Source organism: Sphingosinicella sp. LHD-64 (assembly GCF_031157375.1).
Lineage (GTDB): Bacteria > Pseudomonadota > Alphaproteobacteria > Sphingomonadales > Sphingomonadaceae > Allosphingosinicella.
This window is the reverse complement of the sequence record NZ_JAVIFV010000003.1, coordinates 1,012,356-1,033,605: the sequence shown is the minus strand read 5'-3', so window position 1 is coordinate 1,033,605 and position 21,250 is coordinate 1,012,356. Positions and strand designations below refer to the sequence as shown.

Annotated in this window: 20 protein-coding genes; 12 read left to right on the top strand and 8 right to left on the bottom strand. The window is 67.5% G+C overall.

What is annotated here, in order from left to right; genetic code table 11:
• Window positions 1-26 precede the first annotated feature (26 nt).
• From RCO27_RS13060 to fliS, 3 genes are all read left to right on the top strand, one after another.
• Window positions 27-275: a hypothetical protein gene (locus tag RCO27_RS13060; RefSeq protein ID WP_309003102.1), complete on the top strand. Its 249-nt coding sequence runs from the start codon at window positions 27-29 to the stop codon at window positions 273-275.
• A gap of 72 nt (window positions 276-347) precedes the next feature.
• The gene (fliD, locus tag RCO27_RS13055) at window positions 348-1,949 is read left to right on the top strand and encodes a flagellar filament capping protein FliD (protein WP_309003101.1); all 1,602 of its coding nucleotides are present in this window, start codon (window positions 348-350) and stop codon (window positions 1,947-1,949) included.
• A gap of 34 nt (window positions 1,950-1,983) precedes the next feature.
• The gene (gene fliS / locus RCO27_RS13050; protein WP_309003100.1) at window positions 1,984-2,385 is read left to right on the top strand and encodes a flagellar export chaperone FliS; all 402 of its coding nucleotides are present in this window, start codon (window positions 1,984-1,986) and stop codon (window positions 2,383-2,385) included.
• A gap of 13 nt (window positions 2,386-2,398) precedes the next feature.
• Here fliS and RCO27_RS13045 read toward each other — a convergent pair whose 3' ends face one another.
• The 3 genes from RCO27_RS13045 to RCO27_RS13035 all read right to left on the bottom strand — a co-directional run bounded on the left by RCO27_RS13045 (window position 2,399) and on the right by RCO27_RS13035 (window position 7,341).
• Window positions 2,399-3,514 (bottom strand): sigma-54 dependent transcriptional regulator, encoded by a 1,116-nt coding sequence (locus RCO27_RS13045; RefSeq protein WP_309003099.1) that lies wholly within the window; start codon window positions 3,512-3,514, stop codon window positions 2,399-2,401.
• A gap of 170 nt (window positions 3,515-3,684) precedes the next feature.
• Window positions 3,685-4,074, bottom strand: coding sequence for a hypothetical protein (locus RCO27_RS13040; protein ID WP_309003098.1), 390 nt, complete (start codon window positions 4,072-4,074; stop codon window positions 3,685-3,687).
• Window positions 4,075-4,182: 108 nt separating this feature from the next.
• Complete coding sequence (locus RCO27_RS13035; RefSeq protein WP_309003097.1) at window positions 4,183-7,341, bottom strand: TonB-dependent receptor; 3,159 nt, start codon at window positions 7,339-7,341, stop codon at window positions 4,183-4,185.
• 219 nt (window positions 7,342-7,560) lie between these two features.
• Between RCO27_RS13035 and RCO27_RS13030 the strand changes: the two genes are divergently transcribed.
• From RCO27_RS13030 to RCO27_RS12995, 8 genes are all read left to right on the top strand, one after another.
• Entirely contained in the window at window positions 7,561-8,739 is a 1,179-nt protein-coding gene (locus tag RCO27_RS13030; RefSeq protein WP_309003096.1) for a fumarylacetoacetate hydrolase family protein, read from the top strand.
• Window positions 8,736-10,172: an aldehyde dehydrogenase family protein gene (locus RCO27_RS13025; protein ID WP_309003095.1), complete on the top strand. Its 1,437-nt coding sequence runs from the start codon at window positions 8,736-8,738 to the stop codon at window positions 10,170-10,172. Before RCO27_RS13030 ends, RCO27_RS13025 begins: the two co-directional genes overlap by 4 nt.
• A gap of 6 nt (window positions 10,173-10,178) precedes the next feature.
• Window positions 10,179-10,961 (top strand): SDR family oxidoreductase, encoded by a 783-nt coding sequence (locus tag RCO27_RS13020; protein WP_309003094.1) that lies wholly within the window; start codon window positions 10,179-10,181, stop codon window positions 10,959-10,961.
• Window positions 10,961-11,836 (top strand): SMP-30/gluconolactonase/LRE family protein, encoded by an 876-nt coding sequence (locus tag RCO27_RS13015; protein WP_309003093.1) that lies wholly within the window; start codon window positions 10,961-10,963, stop codon window positions 11,834-11,836. The genes RCO27_RS13020 and RCO27_RS13015 overlap by 1 nt, the downstream gene beginning before the upstream one ends.
• 404 nt (window positions 11,837-12,240) lie before the next feature.
• On the top strand, window positions 12,241-12,408 hold the full coding sequence (locus RCO27_RS13010) for a YezD family protein (protein ID WP_309003092.1): 168 nt from the start codon (window positions 12,241-12,243) through the stop codon (window positions 12,406-12,408).
• Between the two features lie 43 nt (window positions 12,409-12,451).
• On the top strand, window positions 12,452-13,222 hold the full coding sequence (locus tag RCO27_RS13005) for a sulfite exporter TauE/SafE family protein (RefSeq protein ID WP_309003091.1): 771 nt from the start codon (window positions 12,452-12,454) through the stop codon (window positions 13,220-13,222).
• A gap of 62 nt (window positions 13,223-13,284) precedes the next feature.
• The gene (locus RCO27_RS13000; protein WP_309003090.1) at window positions 13,285-15,717 is read left to right on the top strand and encodes a TonB-dependent receptor; all 2,433 of its coding nucleotides are present in this window, start codon (window positions 13,285-13,287) and stop codon (window positions 15,715-15,717) included.
• Between the two features lie 119 nt (window positions 15,718-15,836).
• Window positions 15,837-16,079 carry a type II toxin-antitoxin system HicB family antitoxin gene (locus RCO27_RS12995; RefSeq protein ID WP_309003089.1) on the top strand — a complete coding sequence of 81 codons (243 nt, stop codon included), beginning with the start codon at window positions 15,837-15,839 and terminating at the stop codon, window positions 16,077-16,079.
• Window positions 16,080-16,252: 173 nt separating this feature from the next.
• On the opposite strand, the gene RCO27_RS12990 is transcribed toward RCO27_RS12995, so the two are convergent.
• From RCO27_RS12990 to RCO27_RS12975, 4 genes are all read right to left on the bottom strand, one after another.
• Window positions 16,253-16,441: a PspC domain-containing protein gene (locus RCO27_RS12990; protein WP_309003088.1), complete on the bottom strand. Its 189-nt coding sequence runs from the start codon at window positions 16,439-16,441 to the stop codon at window positions 16,253-16,255.
• A gap of 392 nt (window positions 16,442-16,833) precedes the next feature.
• Complete coding sequence (locus RCO27_RS12985) at window positions 16,834-17,181, bottom strand: DUF962 domain-containing protein (RefSeq protein ID WP_309003087.1); 348 nt, start codon at window positions 17,179-17,181, stop codon at window positions 16,834-16,836.
• Entirely contained in the window at window positions 17,165-17,599 is a 435-nt protein-coding gene (locus RCO27_RS12980; protein WP_309003086.1) for a hypothetical protein, read from the bottom strand. The genes RCO27_RS12985 and RCO27_RS12980 overlap by 17 nt, the downstream gene beginning before the upstream one ends.
• Before the next feature lie 90 nt (window positions 17,600-17,689).
• Window positions 17,690-18,547, bottom strand: coding sequence for an SDR family oxidoreductase (locus RCO27_RS12975; RefSeq protein ID WP_309003085.1), 858 nt, complete (start codon window positions 18,545-18,547; stop codon window positions 17,690-17,692).
• A 249-nt stretch (window positions 18,548-18,796) separates the two neighbouring features.
• On the opposite strand from RCO27_RS12975, the gene RCO27_RS12970 reads away from it, so the two are divergent.
• The gene (locus RCO27_RS12970; protein ID WP_309003084.1) at window positions 18,797-20,893 is read left to right on the top strand and encodes a TonB-dependent receptor plug domain-containing protein; all 2,097 of its coding nucleotides are present in this window, start codon (window positions 18,797-18,799) and stop codon (window positions 20,891-20,893) included.
• On the opposite strand, the gene RCO27_RS12965 is transcribed toward RCO27_RS12970, so the two are convergent.
• Window positions 20,877-21,176, bottom strand: a complete 300-nt coding sequence (locus RCO27_RS12965) for a hypothetical protein (protein ID WP_309003083.1) — start codon at window positions 21,174-21,176, stop codon at window positions 20,877-20,879. The two genes, RCO27_RS12970 and RCO27_RS12965, sit on opposite strands and share 17 nt — an antisense overlap.
• Between the last annotated feature and the right edge of the window lie 74 nt (window positions 21,177-21,250).

The window sequence follows — 21,250 nt, the reverse complement described above, 5'->3', positions numbered from 1 at the left end:
GAAAGCAGAAAAAGAAGGGCGGCAAAGTGGACGGACGGGCACGCAATCTTCGCTATTCGCTCGAGGAGATCGAACGGCTCCTCGCGATGGCGACCCGCATCGGCGTCCCGGTCGAACCGTGGGTCGAGGAGCTCGCCCGCGACCTGCGTGCCGAGCGTTCCAGCACCACCCAGGAGGGCGCGGAGGTGGCCGGACGCATGCGCCGCGATCCCGGTCGCTCGCTCCATGCGCAGGCCCGTCTCGACGCCTCGGCGCTCCGCGTCCTCAAAGACTGATTTTCTCCGGCTTTTCGCTAAATTTCCGGCCGTCGCGGCCGTTCTGGATATTGAACGGCAAGGACTCGGGACATGGCGACCTCCTCCATCGGTTTTCAACTCGGCATCGGCTCCGGCCTCGACGTCAAGTCGCTGGTCGAAGATCTCGCCGCGGCCGCCAAGGGCCCGAAGGAAGCGCTGCTCAAGAAGCGCGAGGACGCGAACGCCGCCAAGGTCTCGACCCTGGCCTCGGTCAGCAACGCGATCGATTCCTTCGCTTCGGCGCTGACCTCGCTGATCTCCGGCGGCACGCTCTACAGCCAGCCAAGCGTCTCCAACACCAACATCTTCACCGCGTCGGCGCTGCCGGGCTCGCGCATCGGCGGCCTTTCCGCCTCGATCACTGTCGAGCAGCTTGCCCAGGCGCAGACCCTGTCCTCGGCCTCACTCGCCGCGCGCACCGCGCCGGTCGGCGAAGGCACGCTGACCCTGACCGTCGGCGGCGCCAGCCACGACATCACGATCGACGCGAGCAACAACAGCCTCGACGGACTTGCGAAGGCGATCAACGACAAGAATACCGGCGTGAAGGCGAGCGTCGTCACCGATGCCTCGGGTGCGCGGCTCGTGCTCAAGGGCGCGACCGGCGCCGCCAATGCCTTCACCCTCACCGTGCCGGGCGGGACGACGAGCGGTCTGGAGCGCTTCGCCTCCGCCGGCATGACGGTGGCGCAGTCCGCACAGGACGCGATCCTCAACATGGACGGCGTCACCGTGACCCGTGCCAGCAACAGCTTCAGCGACCTGATCGAGGGTGTGCAGATCGACCTCAAGCAGGCCTCGCCCGGCACGCTCGTGTCGGTCGGCGTCAGCCGCCCGACTGCGGCGATCACCCAGGGCGTTCAGGACTTCGTCGCCGCCTATAACGAACTGATGGGCATGATCGCCGAGGCGACCGCCGCCGGTGTCGAGGGTGACGGCGGGGCGCTGCGCGGCGACCTTGGCGTGCGCGAGATGCAGCGTCAGCTGCGCCAGATTTCGACGATGACGCTGTCTTCCTCGGGCGCCGGCCCGAAGACGCTGGCCGAGATCGGTGTTCGCACCAATCGTGACGGCACGCTCAGCGTCGACGCGGTGCGGCTGCAGGAGATGCTGGCCAACGATCCCGACGGGGTCGAGGCACTGTTCAACCCGACCCAGTCCAGCTCGAGCCCGTTCGTCACGATCAAGAGCGGCATCGGCAAGGTGAAGCCCGGCACCTACACGATCACCGATATCGTTCCGGCATCGGGCGACACCCCGGCGTCGGGCAAGATCAACGGCGTGGCGATGACCGGCATCGGCGGCAATCTCGTCGCGCCGGCAGGCTCTGACGCCGTCGGCCTGATCCTCGGCGTCAGCGGCACGGTCTCGAGCGTCACGATCACGATCGATCCCGGCCTCGGTGGCGCCCTGCAGGGTATTCGTGACTCGCTGCGTGCACGAAGCGGTCCGTTCGCCGGAACCGAGGAGCGGCTGAGCGCGGAAGCGAAGAAGATCGCCGAGGATCGCGAGACGCTCGAGACGCGCTCGGAGAAATATTACAACCAGCTGCTCACCACCTTCACCAACATGGAGCGGCAGGTTTCATCCTTCAAAGCGACCCAGTCCTATCTCGATCAGCAGATCAAGATGTGGACCAACAGCAACGACTAGGCCGGGCGCATCCAGTTTGTGGCGGGAGTGAATCATGTACGTTTCGCGGGGCAAATTCGGCGCGGCCAGCGCGCAGTACAAGAGCGTCGATCTGGTCAGCCGGATCGAGGGCGCCAGCCCGCACCAGCTGGTGCAGGTGATGTATGAGGAGCTGCTCAAGGCGCTCGACGCGATGGCGGTCGCCGTTCGCCGCAACGATTTCAGCCAGCGCGGCGAGCGTCAGTCGCGTGCGCTCGCGATCCTCACCGGCCTCGAAACCAGCCTCGATTTCGAGAAGGGCGGCGAGATCGCCACCGGCCTGGTCGCCATCTATCGGGAAGCGCGCCGCCTGGTGCTTGCCGCCGGCCGCGAGAACGATGCCGATCGCATCAAGCAGGCCCGCGACATGCTCTACGAAATCGCCACCGCCTGGGATGCGATCGTGGTGAAGGGCTGAGCGAGGGCGGCGCTCAGGCCGCCTTCATCTCGTACTTGCGCATCTTCTCGATGAGAGTGGTGCGCTGGAGCGAGAGCAGCCGCGCCGCATCGGCGATGACGCCGTCGGACAGGGTGAGCGCTTCCTCGATGTAGCGGCGTTCGATGTCCGCGAGCATGTCGCGCAGCGCGACCGGCTCGCCGCGGTTGAGGCCGCGGTTGGCCGAAATGTCGATCTCGGCGCGAATCGGAACGATCTCGGCCTCGGTCTGGACGGAGCCAGCGTCCTCGTCGTCCTCTTCGGTCGCGAAGGCCGCATGCAGGCGCTCCGTCGCTTCCCACAGCGCGGAGCGCTCGACCGCTCCGACGCGGCCGCGGCGCAGCAGCAGCGAGCCGGCCTCGGCCGGGCCGATCGTCCGGCCGGCAAACAGGATCGCGGCGCGTTCGACGAAGTTCCGGAGCTCGCGCACGTTGCCGGGCCAGCCATGTTCGGCCAGCCGCTCGAACGCTGCTTCGGAGAACTGCAGGTCGCCGGCGCGCTTACCCATCGCCTTGACGAAATGACGGATGAGCTGCGGCACGTCGCTGCGCCGCTCGGCGAGCGAGGGGATCTCGATCGGGAAGACGGCGAGACGGTAGAACAGGTCCTCGCGGAACTTGCCCGCGTCGATCGCCGCGTCGATGTCGCGATGGGTGGCGGCGACGATGCGCACGTCGACCGCAATCTGGCCGCGGCCGCCGACGCGCTGGACGGCGCGCTCCTCGAGCACCCGCAGCAGCTTCACCTGCATGTCGGCCGGCATGTCGCCGATCTCGTCGAGGAACAGGGTGCCGCCATCGGCTTCCTCGAACCTGCCCTTGTGCTGGGCATGGGCGCCGGTGAACGCGCCCTTCTCATGGCCGAACAGTTCGGATTCCAGGAGATCGCGCGGGATCGCGCCGCAATTGACCGCCACGAACGGTTTGTCGCCGCGGCCGCTCGCCGCATGGATGGCGCGGGCGACGACCTCCTTGCCGCTGCCCGACGGGCCGGCGAGGAGGACGGATGCGCCGCTCGGCGCGACGCAGGCGACGAGCCGGCGCAGCTCGGCGATCACCGCGGAGTCGCCGACAATCATCGCCTCCGGCGCGGCGGCGGCGAGCGTTACCACGAAGTTGCTCCCGTCCGGCGGAAGCCGTCACGATTGTCCAATTTTGCCCCCAGGCCCCCGAATTTTCTTGGAAGACAGCTCTGACCGACAATGGTTAACGCCTGCTTTACGCACGGTTACATTCGCAGCCTGGCGTTACCATTCCGTCAACCGGCGGTTGCGGGCAGCCGCTAGCGCGCGGGCGTCCGGACCTCGGTGAAGGTACCGAGCACGCAGGGAACGGAGGTGCTGACGCTCGCCGGGCTGGATGGGTCGAGGACGCGGACCCGGTCGCCGCGGCAGATCTGGGCGCCGTGCACCTCGAACGCGAGCGTGCCGAAGCCGCGACTGCTTTGCTGGAGGCCCGGGCAGCGGCCCGGCAGATGGTTGCGGTAGGTCCTGCCGCCGATCGCCTCGAAGCGAATGGTCTGCCCGTCCTCCGCCTGCCGGCTGGTGACGGCCGACAGGTCGATGCAGTTGCGCGTTCCGTCCGTCGCGGCGGATGCTTTCGCTTGCGGCTCCTGCGCGCTCGCGGCCGAGAGCACCAGCGCGGCGAGCGAAACTGCCAGTGTGCGGATCATGCACCGGCCTCCTTTCGGCGAGACAGGAACAACATCGGAACCCGACCCTCCGTTCCGAAAAATCGGCGCCTCCCGTGAAGGAGGCGCCAAGGGGGAGTGCCGGATCTCCTAGAACCGGCCGCGCAGGCCGATCAGGACCGTCCGGCCGGGCTGATAGACGGTGAAGGCGGCATTCTCGAACTGGAAGTAGGCGCGCTGCTCCGCCTCGAAGATGTTGACCACGTCGAAGGTCAAGGTGGGCAGCATCGGGCTGTCGAAGACTTCGGCGAGGTCGACGCTCGAGGAGAAGTCCCATTGCTGATAGTCGTCCGTGAACAGGGCTGCGGCGGGAATGCCGTTCTGATTGGTGCCTGACGATTGCGATCCCTCGTTCCATGTCGTCGACAGGCGCGCGCTGAAGCCGTGATTCTCGTAATAGACCGATGCGTTGTATGAGTAGCGCGCGACACCGATCGCCACCGCCGGCGCGGCGCCCTCGCCCTTCTGGTCGATGATCGTGCCGTTGACCGAGAAGCCGAAGCCGTTGAGCCCCAGGTGCCGGCCGAGCAGGAAATCGAGCGATTGGACCCAAGTCCCTTCGAGGCCGTTGACCGTAAGGTCGCCATCGGCATTGACCTGCTGCGTCAGCACGACGGTCGCCTGGTCCGGACCACCGCGGGAGTTGATCGCGGCCTGCTGGGTCGGTGAAAGCGTTTCGAAAGTGATGCCGTACTGGGCGAGATCGCTGAACGGCACAGTGACGTTGCCGTTGACGGTGAAACCGGACACGGTCTTGCGGAACGCCGCGACGGCGAGATAGCTTTCCCCGCCCAGATAATATTCGAAGCCGAGATCGAGATTGTCGGAAATGAACGGTTCGAGTGCCGGATTGCCGCGCGTGCCGGTATCAGCCGACGGGCTCGAGAAGTTGACGCCCGGCAGCATCGTATTCGGATTCGGGCGGGTCATCGTTCGCGACAGTGCCACGCGGACCACGGCATTGCCGGACACGTTGTAGGCAACGCTCGCCGACGGCAGCCAGTTGTCGTAGGTGTTCCGGGTCGTCGCGTCGAAATTGTCGATATTGGGGAAGCAGGCGCCGTCGTTCGGATTGGCCGGGGCGGGCGTAGCGCCGCCGGGACAGCCGCGCAGCGGGCCATTGCCGTCCGGATCCGCATTGCGCGGATCGCCGACCGCCACCAGTCCGGCGATCGTCTGCCGCGTCTCCACCCAGCGCAGGCCGGCATTGTAGCGCAGACGGTTGCCGCCGAGCTCGGTATCGCCGTTGATCTCGCCATAGATGCCGAGCGTCTTCTCCCGCACCAGGCCGCCGTTGGCGCCGGTGTTCGACGCGCCGACCTGGGGCGCGGCGTCGTTGAAGGCGTCGTAGTTGGAATCGCGCCGGAAACGATCCCAGTCGAGGGTGACGAAACCGCTCGGGCCAGGCCGCAAATAGGAGGCCAGCGCCGCTTGCGGGATCAGGGAGCCGTTATAGGTGACCGGACCGGTCTGGCCGGCGGTGAAGCCGGTGCCATAGCCCGGATAGGTCGGATAGCCGGGCGGCGCGGCGCCGGGCGCGTCCAGCCCCTGGCAGGGCGGCTGCGTATTGGGGTTGGGCAGGAAGACGCTGGGATCGTTGCCGCAGACGGCATTCTGCCATGCCTGGCTGTTGTCGAACGCCTCGATGCGGCGCTGGATGTCGTCATAGGCGCCGCCGACGCGGATGTTGAATTCGTCGTCGCCCCAGACGAGGTTGCCGCGGATGCCACGAGTGAAGGTCTTGCGCTCCTCGCTCTGGATGTTCACTCGACCGCCCGTCCAGATGAAGTTCGCCGGGTCGTTGAGGTCGACATTGCTCTGGATGTCGGGGATGGAGCCGTCGTTGCTATATTCGACGGTCACGCCGGAGCCGGCCGCCGTGTTGACGAGGACAGTCGGTGATTCGCGCCGGAAGGTGCTTTCCGTCCAGTTGCCCTGGATGTCGCCGCGCAACCGGTCGTTGATGCGGAATTCGAGGCCGGGATTCACGCCCCAGAACTCGGTCTCCTCGAGGAACGGTCGATACTCGAGAAAGAACTGCGCGTTGGCGAAGGTGCCCTCGGTGACGACGCAGCCGTTGCTGCAATCCTCGCGGTCGACCTGCATGTCGAGCGGGATCATCACGCCGTTGCGGCCGACCCAGTTCATGTCGATCCGCTCCAGATCGTTCTCGCGGCGCCCGTACATGCCATCGATGTAGAAGTGCAGATCGTCCGAAGGCCGCCACTCGAGCGCAAGGATCGCGCTGATCCGATCCCTGCGGCCAAACTCGTCCGACGGGCGGCCGAGCCGTGGTATGAGGGCATTGTCGATCTGGGTGATGTTGAGGCCTGGGTTGTTGGCGAGCAGGAAGGCCTCGTCGATCGTAGCGCCTGGAGTCAGCCCGTTGCCGGCATTCACCGGCACCGTTCCGGGGATTGTCCAGTTGCCGCCGCCGGTATTGTTGCGGGTCGCGCTGCTGCTCTGCGCCGCCGACAGGTTGGCGTTGGTCCAGCCGATCGTCTCGAAACCGGTGACGCGCACTTCGTTGCGCACCGCGGCGACGCCGGCGAGAATGCCGAAATCGCCCCAGGTGCCGCTTGCAATCAGCGAACCACGGCCACCCCAGCGGTCGCTGTTGTTGTTGGTGGTGAGCTGCGCCGAATAGTTGAGCCTCAGGCCCGGATTGTCGAACGGCCGCGCGGTGCGCATGTTAACGGTGCCGGCGGCACCGCCCTCGATCATGCTTGCCATCGGGCTCTTGAAGACCGTGAGCTGGGTGAAGAGCTCGCTTGGGAAGAGGTCGAGGTCGACCTCGCGGTTGGTGTTCTGCGCGTCGGTCCGGCCGGTCGAGGCGATGGCGACCGGTGCGCCGTTCAGCAGGATGCGGGTGAAGTTCGTGCCGAGGCCGCGGATCGCGATGTTGAGGCCCTCGCCGGTGATCTCGCGACTGATCGTGATGCCGGGCACGCGATTGAAGGATTCGGCGAGGTTGGTGTCGGGGAAATCGCCGATGTCCTCGGCGAAGACCGACTCGGTGAAGCCGGTCGCCTCGCGCTTGGCGCGTGCCGAGCTCGCAAGGCTGCCGCGGATGCCGGTGATAACGATCTGGTCCTCGGCCGAGGCGCTCGGCGATGTTCCCTGGTCGTCCACCGACTGGTTCTGCGCCCGTGCCGGCGTCGCCGCGATCGCCAGCATGCCGGTGGCGAGAATGGTTGCGGTTCTGAACGATCGTTGCGCGCGCACGCGGCGCGAAGTCCGTGTGGTCATCAATCCTCCCCTCGGTCCCGTGCTTTTCGCACTTGTCGGAAACGGTGTTTGGTGAGTGCTAATGGTAGCGCTCACATTTATTGGTGTGACTCCAACGCGCGGCGCTGTCAATCGCGATTGCGATTTTCCTTCACGCAAGAGAGGAAATGCGCTTCTCCTTGACAGGAAAGCCGTCGCGGCTGCATGTGACCGCTAACAAGAATGCGAGGGGTGGAACGCTTGGAAGTCGCTGACACAGGGTCGATTCTTCCCGCCGATGCAGAACGGGCGCTGCTTGCCGGGCGACTCGATCTCGGTGCGGGGCCGACGCCGGTGCTGCTGCGCAAAGGTGCGGTCGAAGACATGTCGCGCCACGCCCCGACCGTCGCCGATCTGGCCGAGCGCACGGACCTCGACGCGATTCGCGGCGACCGCCTGTTCGGCGTCGAGGAACTGATCGCGCATCTGGCCGCGCCGAGGTCTGAGTCTCCCGTCCTGCTCTCGCCGATCGACATTCAGGTGGTGAAGGCGGCCGGGGTCACCTTCGCGCGCTCGGCGATCGAGCGGGTGATCGAGGAACGCGCGCGCGGCGACGCATCGGCCGCCGCTGACATCCGCGGCCGCATCGAGGGTCGGATCGGCGGTGAGATTCGCGCCGTGGTGCCGGGTTCGCCCGAAGCGGCACGGCTCAAGGCGGCGCTGATCGAGGATGGCCTCTGGTCGCAATATCTCGAGGTCGCGATCGGGCCGGACGCGGAAATCTTCACCAAGGCGCCGGTGCTTTCCACCGTCGGTTGGGGCGCCGAGATCGGTGTGCGCTCCGACTCCGACTGGAACAATCCCGAGCCGGAAGTGGTGCTGATCGTCGACAGCGCCGGCCGGCCGGCCGGCGCGACGCTCGGCAATGACGTCAACCTGCGCGATTTCGAGGGGCGCAGCGCGCTTCTGCTCGGCAAGGCCAAGGACAACAATGCGTCCTGCGCGCTCGGGCCATTCATCCGCCTGTTCGACGACGAATTCACCCTGGACGACGTGCGTGCGGCCGAAGTGCAACTGGAAATCCGGGGCACCGACGGCTATCTGCTCCGCGGCGTCAGCTCCATGCGCGAAATCAGCCGTTCGCCGGAGGAGCTGGTCCGCCAGGCGATGAGCGAGCACGACTATCCCGACGGATTCGTTCTGTTCCTCGGCACCCTGTTCGCACCGGTCCAGGACCGGGACGAGCCGGGCCGCGGCTTCACCCACAAGCGGGGCGATGTCGTGCGGATCTCCTCGCCGAAACTGGGCAGCCTGGTGAACCGGGTCACGACCTCGAAGGCGGCGCCGCCCTGGCGGCTCGGCATTCGCGGCCTGATCGCGAATCTCGCCGGTCGCGGCCTGATCGGCGGCGGCGACAGAGGACAGGACCACGCGGCATGACCCAGACGCTCACCCATTTCATCAACGGCGAGAAGGTGGCGGCCGACACGCCCCATCAGAGCCTCAACCCCTCCAACACCAATGAGGTGATCGCCCATTATCCGGCCGGCGGCCGCGGCGAGGTCGACGAGGCGGTGGCGGCGGCGCGGGCGGCCTTCCCGGGCTGGGCAGGCGCGACGCCGGAGGTGCGCTCCGACCTGCTCGACAAGGTCGGCACGACGATCATGGCCCGCGCGACCGAGCTAGGCGAATTGCTGTCGCGCGAGGAGGGCAAGACCCTGCCCGAGGGCAAGGGCGAGGTGATGCGTGCCGCGCGCATCTTCAAATATTTCGCCGGCGAGGCAATCCGCCGCCACGGCCAGACGCTCGACTCGGTCCGGCCCGGCATCGACGTCGAGACCCATCGCGAGCCGTTGGGCGTCGTCGGCCTGATCACTCCGTGGAACTTCCCGATCGCGATTCCCGCCTGGAAGGCCGCGCCCGCGCTCGCCTTCGGCAACACCGTCGTCCTGAAGCCCGCCAGCTCCACCCCGGCGATCGCCTGGGCACTCGCGGACATCATCCACGAATGCGGCGCGCCCGCGGGCGTGTTCAACCTGCTGATCGGCGAGGGCGGCATGGGCAGCACCCTCGTCGATCACCGGGAGGTCGATGCCGTCTCCTTCACCGGCTCGCAGGGCGTCGGCGCGAAGGTCGCCGAGGCCGCGGTCCGGCGCCAGGCGCGGATCCAGCTCGAAATGGGCGGCAAGAACCCGCTCGTCGTGCTCGACGACGCCGATCTCGACCGCGCCGTCGCGGTGGCGGTCGACGGCGCCTTCTTCGGCACCGGCCAGCGCTGCACCGCCTCGTCGCGGGTGATCGTCACCGAGGGCATTCACGACCGCTTCGTCGCGGCGCTTGCCGAGAAGGCCCGGTCGCTCAAGGTCGGCGACGCGCTCGATCCGGCCAGCCAGATCGGGCCGGTGGTCAGCCAGACCCAGCTCGACCAGGACATGCGCTATGTGAAGGTCGCGACCGACGAGGGCGGCCGCCTCGTCACCGGCGGCGAGCTGCTGAGCCTCGCCAATCCGGGCTACTTCATGTCGCCGGCGGTGATCGCCGACACGGCCCCCGACATGCGCATCAACAACGAGGAAGTGTTCGGGCCCGTCGTCAGCACGGTGCGCGTCAAAACCTATGAGGAGGCGCTCGATGTCGCCAATCGCGGCGAGTTCGGCCTCTCCGCGGGCATCGTCACCGACAGCCTGAAGCATGCCCGTCATTTCCGCCGCCACGTCCGCGCCGGCATGGTGATGGTGAACCTGCCGACCGCGGGCGTCGACTATCACGTCCCCTTCGGCGGCACCCGCAAGTCGAGCTACGGCGCGCGCGAGCAGGGCTTCGCCGCGATCGAATTCTACACCCAGACCAAGACGGTCTACATCGGAGGCTGACCCCAGGTGAACTACCCCGTCCCGAGCGAGCAGCGCGCTCTCTATCCGAGCCTTCGCGGGCGTCGCGTGCTCGTCACCGGCGGCGGCTCGGGAATCGGGGCGGGAATCGTCGAGGGCTTCGTCCGGCAGGGCGCGCGCGTCACCTTCTTCGACATCCAGGAGGAGGAATCGCGCGCGCTCGCCCAGCGGCTGACCAACGGCCGCAATTCAGGGCCGGTGTTCCAGCACGTGGACCTGACCGACGTCGCCGCCCTGCAATCGGCCATATCCGGGGCGATCGACGGCGGCGGGGCGTTCGACGTGCTCGTCAACAACGCGGCCAATGACGACCGGCACGAGATCGACACGGTGACCGAGGCCTATTGGGACGAGCGGATCAACGTGAACCTGCGCCACATGTTCTTCGCCGCCCAATCGGTGATCCCCGGCATGCGAGAGAAGGGCGCGGGCGCGATCGTCAATCTGGGCTCGATCTCCTGGCATCTCGCGATCGAGAAGCTGGCGCTCTACCAGACCGCCAAGGCGGGCATCGAGGGACTGACCCGCGCGCTCGCCCGCGATCTCGGCGGCGACGGCATCCGGGTCACCTGCGTCGTGCCCGGCAATGTCCGTACCCCGCGCCAGCTGCAATGGTTCACGCCGGAAGGCGAAGCGGAAATCGTCGCCGCGCAGGCGCTGCATGGGCGGCTGCTGCCGGAGGACATCGCCGCGATGGTTCTGTTCCTCGCCTCGGACGATGCGCGGCTCGTGACCGCGCACGAATATTTCGTCGACGCCGGCTGGCGCTGATGGGGTACGACCCCGTTTCGGTCGCGCCAGTCGGCGCGACGCTGGGCGAGGGGCCGGTCTGGATTGCACGGGATCAGGCGCTCTGGTTCGTCGACATCAAGGGCCGCCGCATTCATCGCTTCGATCAGGAAGGCGGGCATTTGCGGAGCTGGGACGCCCCGGCGCAACCCGGCTGGGTGCTACCCGCAGAAGGCGGCGATCTCCTGATCGGTTTGCAGGGCGGCATCCATCGCTTCGATCCCGGCACCGGCAGGTTCACGATGATCGCACAGGTCGAGGCGGATCGGCCGGGCAACCGGCTCAACGACGCCTGCACCGATCCCGAAGGACGGATCTGGCTGGGCTCGATGGACGATGGCGAGCGGGCGGAGACGGGCCGTTTCTACCGGTTCGAGGACGGCCGCGTGACCGATGCGGGCTTGCCGCCGGTCAGCATCACCAACGGCCCCGCCGTGTCGCCCGACGGGCGCCTGTTCTACCATGTCGACACGCTCGGCCGGACGATCCACGTCTGCGATCTGAGCCAAGACGGTACGCTCGGCCCCTCGCGGCTTTTCGCCCGGATCGAAGACGGCGCCGGGTATCCCGATGGTCCGACCGTCGACGGTGAGGGCCATGTCTGGATCGGTCTGTTCGCCGGCTGGGCCGCACGCCGCTACGCGCCGGACGGCCGGCTCGTCGAGACGGCCCGCTTCCCCACCGCCAACATCACCAAGCTCGCGTTCGGCGGCGCGGATCTCAGGACCGTCTACGCCACCACCGCCGCCAAGGATCTCGACGCGGCCGCCCGCGATGCCCAACCAGACGCCGGCAACCTGTTCAGCTTCCGCGCGGATGTCCCCGGCGTTCCCGTGACGCCGGCGAAGGTGCCGTGATCGAAGTCCGGAAAACAGTGAGGCCGGCACCCGTTGCGGAATGCCGGCCTCCCCTCGATACGCCACCCGAGGGAATGATTGAGGTCGCCATGCCTCCCAGGCATGGCTGGGATCGCCGGGGGCAATCCCACCTCATTCATGGGAACTGAACGGACGCGAACCGCGCTGAGCCCGTCGCGTCCTTCAATGAGCCACCGCGATTGAAACCGTCCTGAATGACGCTGTTATCCGCGGTTAATCACTCTCCAGACGACGCCGAGGGCAAGATTCCTCCAAACTTGCAGTCGCGGCCCGGCTCAAATTGACATCGGCTGGTCGCCCGAGCATTGTCAACTGCACAGGTAGAGTATCTTCTATGCCTGCGCGTACCGCGAGTCGCTACCCTCCAGACCAGGAGAATGCCGATGTCCCAGCTCACCCGCGCCCTCCCTTCGGCCGCAGCCCCGGAGGACGCTTTGGCGGCGATTCGCGACTGTCTGCAGCGCATCCGCTTCGGCTCGATCGCGGTCACCATCCATGAGGGCCGCGTCGTCCAGCTCGACGTGACCGAGAAACGACGACTGGCGAAATAGCGCCACCGGGCTTTCGCCCCGCAATCCACCGAAGGGTTCTCGCATGCCCGATCTCGCGGCGATCGATGTCGCCAGCCTGCTCGCCTTCATCGCCGCCGGCTTTGCCGCCCAGCTGATCGACGGCGCGCTCGGCATGGCCTTCGGCGTCATCTCGACTTCGATCCTGCTCGGGCTCGGCGTGCCGCCGGCTGCGGCCTCGGCGGGCGTGCACACGGTCGAGACCTTCACCACCGGCGCGTCCGGAATCAGTCATGCGATCCACAAGAATGTCGACTGGCGGCTGTTCGCGCGGATCGCCGTCCCGGGCACGATCGGCGGGGCGCTTGGCGCCTATGTGCTGAGCAACATCCATGCGGACGCCGCGCGGCCGGCCGTGCTCGCCTATCTCGCCCTCATCGGCCTCTTCCTGCTCTGGCGGGGCCTGCGCCCCTATCCGCCGCAGCACAAGCCGCCCAAGGTGGTCGAGCCGCTGGGCCTCGCCGGCGGCTTCCTCGACGCGGCGGGCGGCGGCGGCTGGGGACCGGTGGTGACCGGCAACCTGCTCGTCCAGGGCACCGAGCCGCGCCGGACGATCGGTACCGTCAACAGCGCCGAGTTCTTCGTCACCGCCACGATCTCGGCCACTTTCATCACCCAGCTGGGCTGGGCCGCCTTCACCACCGCGACGGTCGGCCTCCTGATCGGCGGTATCGCCGCCGCGCCGCTGGGCGCGATCTTCGCCAAGAAGGCGCGGCCGAAGATATTGCTGGTGCTGGTCGGCGTGCTGCTGACCCTGACCAGCCTCTACGGAGTCTATCGCGCCCTTTCGGCCTGAAACCGTTCACATCCCGCTGCCGACCGGACGACCGGAGGCGAGCATGATCCAGGAGCAAGATCATGATCGCACGCACCGTTCTTCTGTCGTCCACCGCCTCGGCGCTCGCGCTGGGCGCCGTCCCCGCCTTCGCCCAGAACGAGGAGCCGCCGCCCGCCACGCCGGTCGCGGCCGGACCGAACGACGACATCGTCATCACTGCGCGGCGCCGGAACGAGAACCTGCAGGACGTGCCGATCGCGGTTTCGGTGATCGGCAGCGAGCAGCTCGATGCGACCGGCAGCGTCAACGTGCTGCGGCTGACCCAGATTCAGCCGAGCCTGCAATTCTACTCGACCAATCCGCGCAACTCGGCGGCCAATATCCGCGGTTTGGGCGCACCGTTCGGCCTCACCAATGACGGCATCGAGCAGGGCGTCGGCGTCTATATCGACCAGGTCTATTACAGCCGTATCGCGGTCACGACCTTCGATTTCCTCGACGTCGAGCGGATCGAGGTGCTGCGCGGGCCGCAGGGCACGCTCTACGGCAAGAACACGACCGCCGGCGCGGTCAACGTCACCACCCGGGCGCCGAGCTTCGATTTCGAAGGGCGGGCGCAGGTGACGATCGGCAATCTCGATTATGTGAACGCGGGCGCGTCCTTTTCCGGGCCGATCGTCGACGACGTCCTCGCCTTCCGCGTCGCCGCCGCGCGCTCGCACCGGCGCGGCACGGTCTACAACGTCACCACCGATCGCTGGGTCAACGAGCAGGACAATCTCGGCCTGCGCGGCCAGCTGCTGTGGCGGGCGACCGACAACCTCAACCTGACCCTGTCCGCCGATTACAACCGCCAGGACCCGGAATGCTGCGTCCAGATCTACGTGCGCGAGGGCGCGACGCAGCGGCCGCTGAACCGGCAGTTCGCCGGGCTCGCCGCCGCCTTCGGCTATGCGCCACCGAGCACCGATCCGTTCGACCGCCTGACCGACCTCGACACGCCGCTCTCGGCCTTCCAGGAGATCGGCGGCGTCGCGCTCAGGGCCGAATGGAACATCGGGCCGGGCACGCTGACCTCGGTCTCGGCGTGGCGGTTCTGGAACTGGGGACCGTCGAACGACCGCGACTTCACCGGCCTGCCGATCACCACCGTGTCGGCCAACCCCTCCCGGCAGAACCAGTATTCGCAGGAGCTGCGCTATGCCGGGTCCAGCGGCCGGCTCGACTATGTGGCAGGCGCCTTCGCTTACTACCAGCGCCAGCACACGACCGGCGCCCAGGAACAGGGGCCGGCGGCGAGCCGCTGGCTTTTGAACCCCGGCAACGTTCCGCCGGGCTCCAGCGGCTGCAACCCGCCGACCGCCAATGCCTGCAACCCCGCGGTGCTCGACGGCCTGAGGTCGGAGAACGACATCTGGCTGAGGACGACCAGCCTCGCCGCCTTCGCCCAGATCGGCTGGCGGGTGACCGACCGACTGCGGCTCCAGCCGGGCATCCGGATCAACTACGACAAGAAGGACGGATCCTATGTGGCGGTGGTGACCAATGGCACCGGCACGCCGCTCACCAGCGACCAGCGCGGGGTGCTCGCGCCGCAGAGCTACGAGCCGAGCTTCTCCGACTGGAACTTCTCGTGGGACTTCACGGTGTCGTACGACCTCACCGACGACATCCTCGCCTATGCGACCTATGCGCGGGCGTTCAAATCGGGCGGCATCAACCTCTCCGGCCTCCCGCTCGATGCGAACAACAATCCGATCCTCGCCGTCGCGACGGTCGATCCGGAGACGGTCAACCATTTCGAGGCGGGGCTGAAGACCCAGTTCTTCGACCGGCGGCTGACGGTGAACTTCACCGGCTTCTGGACCGAGATCGAGGATTACCAGGCGACCGTCACCAACGGCCAGCTGGGCGTGCTGCGCGGCTATCTCGCCAATGCGGACAAGGTGCGCACGCGCGGCTTCGAGCTCGAGGTCTCGGCTCGGCCGGTCCGCGGCCTCAGCCTCTACTTCAACGGCGCCTTCACCGACGCCAGCTACGTGCGCTTCACCGACGCCCCCTGCCCGCCCGAGCTGTCCGGCGGCGCGAGCGGGCCGGTGCCGAGCGCGCCGGGGACGCCCGGCGGGGTCAGCCCGCCCAATTGCGACATTTCCGGGCAATGGCTGCCGGGCGTGTCGCGCTGGGCGGGCGCGTTCGGCGGCGAATATGCGCTGCCGCAGCGGCTGTTCGGCCTCGACGGCGAAATCTACCTCGGGTTCGACGCCAGCTACCGCTCGCGCTTCTCGTCCAACCCGTCGCGCTCGGCCTATACCGACATCGCAGGCTATGGCCTCGCCAATTTCCGGCTCGGTTTCCGGGTGGATGACGGCTGGGAGGTGATGGCCTGGGTCCGCAACGCCTTCGACGAGGACTATTTCGAGGTGCTCGCCACCCAGTCCGGCAATACCGGCCTCGTCGTCGGCCAGCCGGGCGACCCCCGGACGTGGGGCGTGACCGTCCGGACGCAATTCTGAGGATGCGGAGGCGGGGCGATTTGACTCCGCCTCCATCAACATGAAGGATTTGTTTCGCTAGGGGCCGCTCGCCGCGAGTCGCGTTTTGGGGGCGATCGGACGGTTCAAGGAGACTGACGATGGTCAGCTATGCCGTTCAGCTTGCAACGCGTTACGACGGGCTGGTGATCGCCACCTTCCCGGACCTGCCGGGCGTTACCGCGCTCGGATCCGATCATGACGAGGCGCTGCACGAGGCGAGGCGGGCGCTCGACGAGGCGCTGGCCGGCTATGCGACCGACGGGGTGGAGCCGCCGGCGCCGGCGGCGAAAAGCGGCACGATGGTGAGCCCCGGGCTGACGGCGCGCCCGATTCCGGCCTGACGGAGCGGGTCATTTCCGAAGAGGAGCTGGAAGAAGCGATCGCCGAGGCGCGGCGGGCGGCACAGATTTCGCGGGTGGCCCTGATCGTCTCGGCAATTGGGGCTGCGCTTGCGATCCTGGGTCTCTTCCTGCCGATCCGTTAGCCGGACCGGCAGGGCTTTGACGGATCTGGCTCAGCGATCGTTGGCGAGCCAGGCGATGAGGACGTAGGCGACGATCGCCAACGGCCCCAAGGCGAACAGGGTGGCGAGCACCACGCCGATCCGGATCACGAGGGGATCCCAGCCGGTGGTCCGCGCAAGGCCCGCGCACACACCGAGCACCTTGCCGTTGCTTCTGTCGAGGGCATAACCGCTGTTCATGGTCGTAAGTCCTGTGGTCTTTCTGGGTTCGAAATCGGTTGGAAGCTGGTGGAAGGAACGGCCCCGTCAGATGAGCGTGGCCGAACCCACCGCCGCGGAAACGAACATGCTGCTCGCGACCAGCGCACCGAGGACCGAGAGAGCGACGTTCTGCAGATTGGCGTAAGACAGCGACATTTGAGGTCTCCTGTTTCCTGATCCCCGGACCATCCGGCGATCATGCCAACAGCTCAGCAGGGACCGTGCCAAGTGCTGAAAATGGCAGAAAACTGCGATTCTTGGCTTGGCGCTATCTTTCGCGCCGATGAACAGACGCCAACAAACGGCGAGATTTCCCAGTTCTTGGTTGTCCGCTGGCGGACAGGTGGCCGGTTTCGACCACTCGCGGACGCTCAGCGCGCGTGCGGCTCCGGAGCGACGCCCGCGCGTTCGAGCTCGGGGCCGAGGCGGCCGGCGAGCCAGAGGGCCCACATCCGGAAATCGGCGGCGAGCGACCACAGGGGATAGGTGAAGGTCGCAGGACGGTTGCGCTCGACCCTGAAATGGGCGGCCCAGGCGAAGCCGTAGCCGGCGACCGGGATCGCGGCGAGCAACCACCAATTGCCGGTTATCGGGGCAGCGACCGCGAGCAGCACGACCAGACTGGTGCCGATATAATGGAGCGCGCGGGTTTGCGGGCGGGAATGCTCGCGCAGGTAGAAAGGCCAGAATTCGGCGAAGCTGCTATAGGTCCGCGTCAACCGGGGTCTCCTCGGCCGCCGGCGCCGCCGCGACCGGATCGGGGCCGAGATGGCGGGCGATCAGCCCGCCGATCAGCGGCGCGGCAAGGCTGGCGAACCAGGTCCAGGCCGGCAGCGGATAGGCGAAGACGATGATGATCGCCATCAGCACCATGAGGCCGGCCGGTACCCAGACCGTCCAGCCCTGCGCCGAAATGCGCCGGGCGAGCCAGCCGCCGATCAGGGCGGCGAGGAAATAGCCGGCGACGGTGATGAGCAACGCGCCGACCGGACGGTTGGCGAACGCCTCGGTCACCTGAGCGCGGTTGAACATGTCGGTGACGCCGGTCGGATAGAGCAGGTTGCCGACGATGTCGGAACAGGCCTGCACCACCAGCGCGGCGATGAGCCCAACGAGAATTCCGAGAAAAGTCCGCAAGGCGCCCCTCCTGTCTGCTTGTGCGCAGCCTAGCCCAAGACGCGAAGCGGCGGAAGCGGCCTTGGCAGCCGCTGGTTAGGGCTGCAGGCCCTAGCTTCCGACGATCGTGCCGCCATTGGGATGCAACACCTGACCGGACATGTAGCGGCTGTCCTCGCAGGCGAGGAACAGGAAGCTCGGCGCGACCTCGTTGGGCTGGCCGGGGCGGCCCATCGGCGTCTTCTCGCCGAACGTGGCGAGCTTCTCGGGGCTCGCACCGCCGGAAGGGTTGAGCGGCGTCCAGATCGGGCCGGGCGCGACCGCGTTCACGCGGATGCCGTCGCCGACGAGGTTTTCCGACAAGGCGCGCGTGAAGGCGGTGATCGCCCCCTTGGTCGAACTGTAGTCGAGCAGCTCCTTCGAGCCCTGATAGCTGGTTACCGAGGTGCAATTGATGATGGCGGCGCCTTTCCCCAGGTGGAGCCGCGCGGCTTGGACCAGGAAGAACATCGAGAAGATGTTGGTCTGGAAGGTGCGCTTCAGCTGCTGCTCGGTGATGTCGGTGATCTCCTTGTCGGCGTGCTGCTCGCCCGCATTGTTGACGAGGATATGGAGACTGCCGAGCTGCTGCACCGTCTCGGCGACGACGCGGTCGCAGAAATCCTTCCCGCCGAGATCGCCGGCGAGGGTGATCGCCTTGCGACCCTCGGCCTCGACGATCGCCTTCGTCCTGGCCGCGTCGTCATGTTCGCAGAGGTAGACGATGGCGATGTCGGCGCCTTCGCGGGCGAACAGGGCGGCGACGGCGCGCCCGATGCCGCTGTCGGCGCCGGTGACGATGGCGACCTTGCCTGCGAGACGGCCGGAGCCCGGATAGAAGGGCGCCCAATCGGGCTTGGGCTCGAGCTTGCTCTCATGGCCCGGCAGCGCATCCTCGCGGATCCGTTCGACGGTTTCGGTGTCGGACATGGCTTCTCTCCTGCGAAGCCAGAACCGACCATCGTGCCGGCCGTTCCCAAGCCAGGCGTTCGCAATAACCTCTTCGTCGAACATGGCCGCCGGTTGGTCGAGCGGATCGTTTCGCAGGCGTGTCTGTTAGGCTCGCATTCATGTTCGCCCGCGCTATGCCACATACGTAGCGGCCGGGTTGGCGCGCAGGCGGGAGGGGACCTGGGAATGCTGACGGCGCGGTCGCGCATAACGCCGCACGGACGTCCGATGCTCGTGCTGGCCATGCTCGGATCGGGGGCGCCCGCCTTTGCGCAGGAAGCAAGTGAGGCGCCGCCCGTCCCCGCGCCGTCCGCCGCCGAGGCCGCAGCGCCGCAAGGCACCGCCAGCAACGGCACGCGCACCTATGCGCCCGCCGACTTCGCCCGCTTCGCGCCGCGCAGCGCACTCGACATGCTGAACAACCTCCCGGGCTTCGCGATCGACGAGGGCGATACGGAGCGGCGCGGGCTTGGCCAAGCCACCGGCAACGTGCTGATCAACGGCGAGCGGTTCAATTCCAAGTCGGTCGACATCTTCACCGAGCTCGGGCGGATCAGCGCCGCCAATGTCGCCCGGATCGAGATCGTCGACGGCGCGACGCTGAACATTTCCGGCCTGACCGGTCAGGTCGCGAATGTCGTGACACTGAGCCAGGGCCTCGCCGGCAATTTCGTGTGGCGGCCGCAGATCCGGGCCCGGCGAACACCGCCGCGCGTGCTCGACGGCGAGATCTCGATCAACGGGTCGCTCGGCGGCACCCAGTACACGCTGAGCCTCGCCAATGTGAGCCGCCGCAACGGCAATGCCGGGCCGGAGATCGTGACGACGCCCGCGGGCGTGGTGCTCGACCGGCGCGACGAGGTGCTGTCCGTCAATGAGGAGCAGCCGCGGCTGGCCGGCACGATCCGGCGCACCTTCGGCGACGGATCGATCCTCAACGCCAATGCCGCCTTCGCGCTCTACAGCATCGATCTCGGCGAGGATTCCTTCCGCTCCGGCCCCGGCCAGCCCGACCGCGACCGGCGCCTGAGGGAACGCGAGCGCGAACATAATTACGAGCTCGGCGGCGACTATGAATTCGGTCTGGGCGGTGGACGGCTGAAGCTGATCGGCCTGCACCGCGCCGAACACAGCCCCTATCGCCAGACCCTGGTCACCGAATTCAGCGACGGCCGACCGACCGAGGGCGAGCGCTTCACCCAGACCGCCGACGAGGCCGAAACGATCCTGCGCGGCGAATATCGCTGGCGTGGCGGGCCGAACGACTGGCAGGTGAGCCTCGAAGGCGCGGTCAACCGGCTCGACGTCGAGAGCGGCCTCTTCGCCCTCAACGCCGCGGGCGAGTTCGTGGCGGTGCCCTTTCCCAATTCAGAGGCGACCGTCGAGGAGCGGCGCGGCGAGGCGATCCTGACCTACGGACGCCAGCTTGCCCTCAATCTGACGCTGCAGCTCGCGCTCGGCGGGGAATATTCGAACCTGGTGCAGGACGGCGCCGGCGGCCTCGACCGCACCTTCTACCGGCCCAAGGGCTTCCTCAACCTCGCCTGGCGGCCGGCCGATGGGTGGGACGTGAGCGCCCGGCTCGAGCGGGCCGTCGACCAGCTCGACTTCTTCGACTTCGTCGCCTCGGCCAACGTGAGCGGCGGGACGCAAGATGCCGGCAATGCCAATCTGGTGCCGCCGCAGAGCTGGAATGCGCAGGTCCAGGCGACCCGCAACCTGGGCCCTTGGGGCACGGCGACGGCGCGGGTGTTCGGTCGGCTGGTGAGCGACGTGGTCGACATCATCCCGATCGGCGAGACCGGCCAGGCGCCCGGCAATCTGGAGGCCACGGCGCGGCGCTACGGCGTGCAATGGACCAGCACGTTCAACTTCGATCCATTGGGCTGGCGCGGCGCCAAGGTCGACATGAACATCGAGCTGGAACGGACCTCGCTGCGCGACCCGCTCACCGGCCGGCGCCGGGCATTCAACGAGGTCGAGACGCGCGAGATCGAGGTCAACTTCCGCCACGACGTGCCGCGCACCGCTTGGGCGTGGGGCGCGACGTTCGAGCAGTTCCGGCAGTCGGCGGGCTTCCGGCTCGACCAGCGCTTCCGCTTCCTCGACACACCGGGGAGCCTGGGCGTCTTCATCGAGCACAAGGACGTGATGGGGCTGACCGTCCGGGCCAGCGTCGACAACATCCTCGACACCAACGAGAGCTTCAGCCGCACCTTCTTCGACGGACGGCGCAACCCGACGGAGAGCAACATCCTGTTCACCGAGGACCGCGACCGCTTCTACGGCCCGGTGTTCACGCTCTCGATCAGCGGGACGATCTGAACCACCCGGATGCAGCATATTGCGCGCGCCCGACCGGCAGCCGGCCGCCCTCGGGCTGCATGATATCACGGCCGCGCAGCGGTTGCGCCGCGGCGCCGGCACGGCGGCATTCGGCGACGACGTTCGGATAGGCGAGATCGTCGCGGCGCAGCAGCTGGTCTTCGGTCGCGGCGAGGCAGGCGGCCTCGGTCCGGTAGCGCGTCTCGACGACGGCGAGCAGGCGGCAGGCGGCATCGCCTTCGCCGCAGCCCAGGATCGCCATCACATAGATCAGGGGTTCCATCACCCGCTCCTTCACGAGGCTCAATGCCCGGCACTCCGGCCGGGTTCCCCATGTTGCGGCCCCGTTACTTTGGA

Excerpts from the sequence above, each read along its gene's own strand:
- fliD (WP_309003101.1), top strand. The coding sequence starts at position 348 with ATGGCGACCTCCTCCATCGGTTTTCAACTCGGCATCGGCTCCGGCCTC.
- fliS (WP_309003100.1), top strand. The coding sequence starts at position 1,984 with ATGTACGTTTCGCGGGGCAAATTCGGCGCGGCCAGCGCGCAGTACAAG.
- RCO27_RS13040 (WP_309003098.1), bottom strand. The coding sequence starts at position 4,074 with ATGATCCGCACACTGGCAGTTTCGCTCGCCGCGCTGGTGCTCTCGGCC.
- RCO27_RS13035 (WP_309003097.1), bottom strand. The coding sequence starts at position 7,341 with ATGACCACACGGACTTCGCGCCGCGTGCGCGCGCAACGATCGTTCAGA.
- RCO27_RS13025 (WP_309003095.1), top strand. The coding sequence starts at position 8,736 with ATGACCCAGACGCTCACCCATTTCATCAACGGCGAGAAGGTGGCGGCC.
- RCO27_RS13015 (WP_309003093.1), top strand. The coding sequence starts at position 10,961 with ATGGGGTACGACCCCGTTTCGGTCGCGCCAGTCGGCGCGACGCTGGGC.
- RCO27_RS13010 (WP_309003092.1), top strand. The coding sequence starts at position 12,241 with ATGTCCCAGCTCACCCGCGCCCTCCCTTCGGCCGCAGCCCCGGAGGAC.
- RCO27_RS13005 (WP_309003091.1), top strand. The coding sequence starts at position 12,452 with ATGCCCGATCTCGCGGCGATCGATGTCGCCAGCCTGCTCGCCTTCATC.
- RCO27_RS13000 (WP_309003090.1), top strand. The coding sequence starts at position 13,285 with ATGATCGCACGCACCGTTCTTCTGTCGTCCACCGCCTCGGCGCTCGCG.
- RCO27_RS12995 (WP_309003089.1), top strand. The coding sequence starts at position 15,837 with ATGGTCAGCTATGCCGTTCAGCTTGCAACGCGTTACGACGGGCTGGTG.
- RCO27_RS12990 (WP_309003088.1), bottom strand. The coding sequence starts at position 16,441 with ATGAACAGCGGTTATGCCCTCGACAGAAGCAACGGCAAGGTGCTCGGT.
- RCO27_RS12975 (WP_309003085.1), bottom strand. The coding sequence starts at position 18,547 with ATGTCCGACACCGAAACCGTCGAACGGATCCGCGAGGATGCGCTGCCG.
- RCO27_RS12970 (WP_309003084.1), top strand. The coding sequence starts at position 18,797 with ATGCTCGTGCTGGCCATGCTCGGATCGGGGGCGCCCGCCTTTGCGCAG.
- RCO27_RS12965 (WP_309003083.1), bottom strand. The coding sequence starts at position 21,176 with ATGGAACCCCTGATCTATGTGATGGCGATCCTGGGCTGCGGCGAAGGC.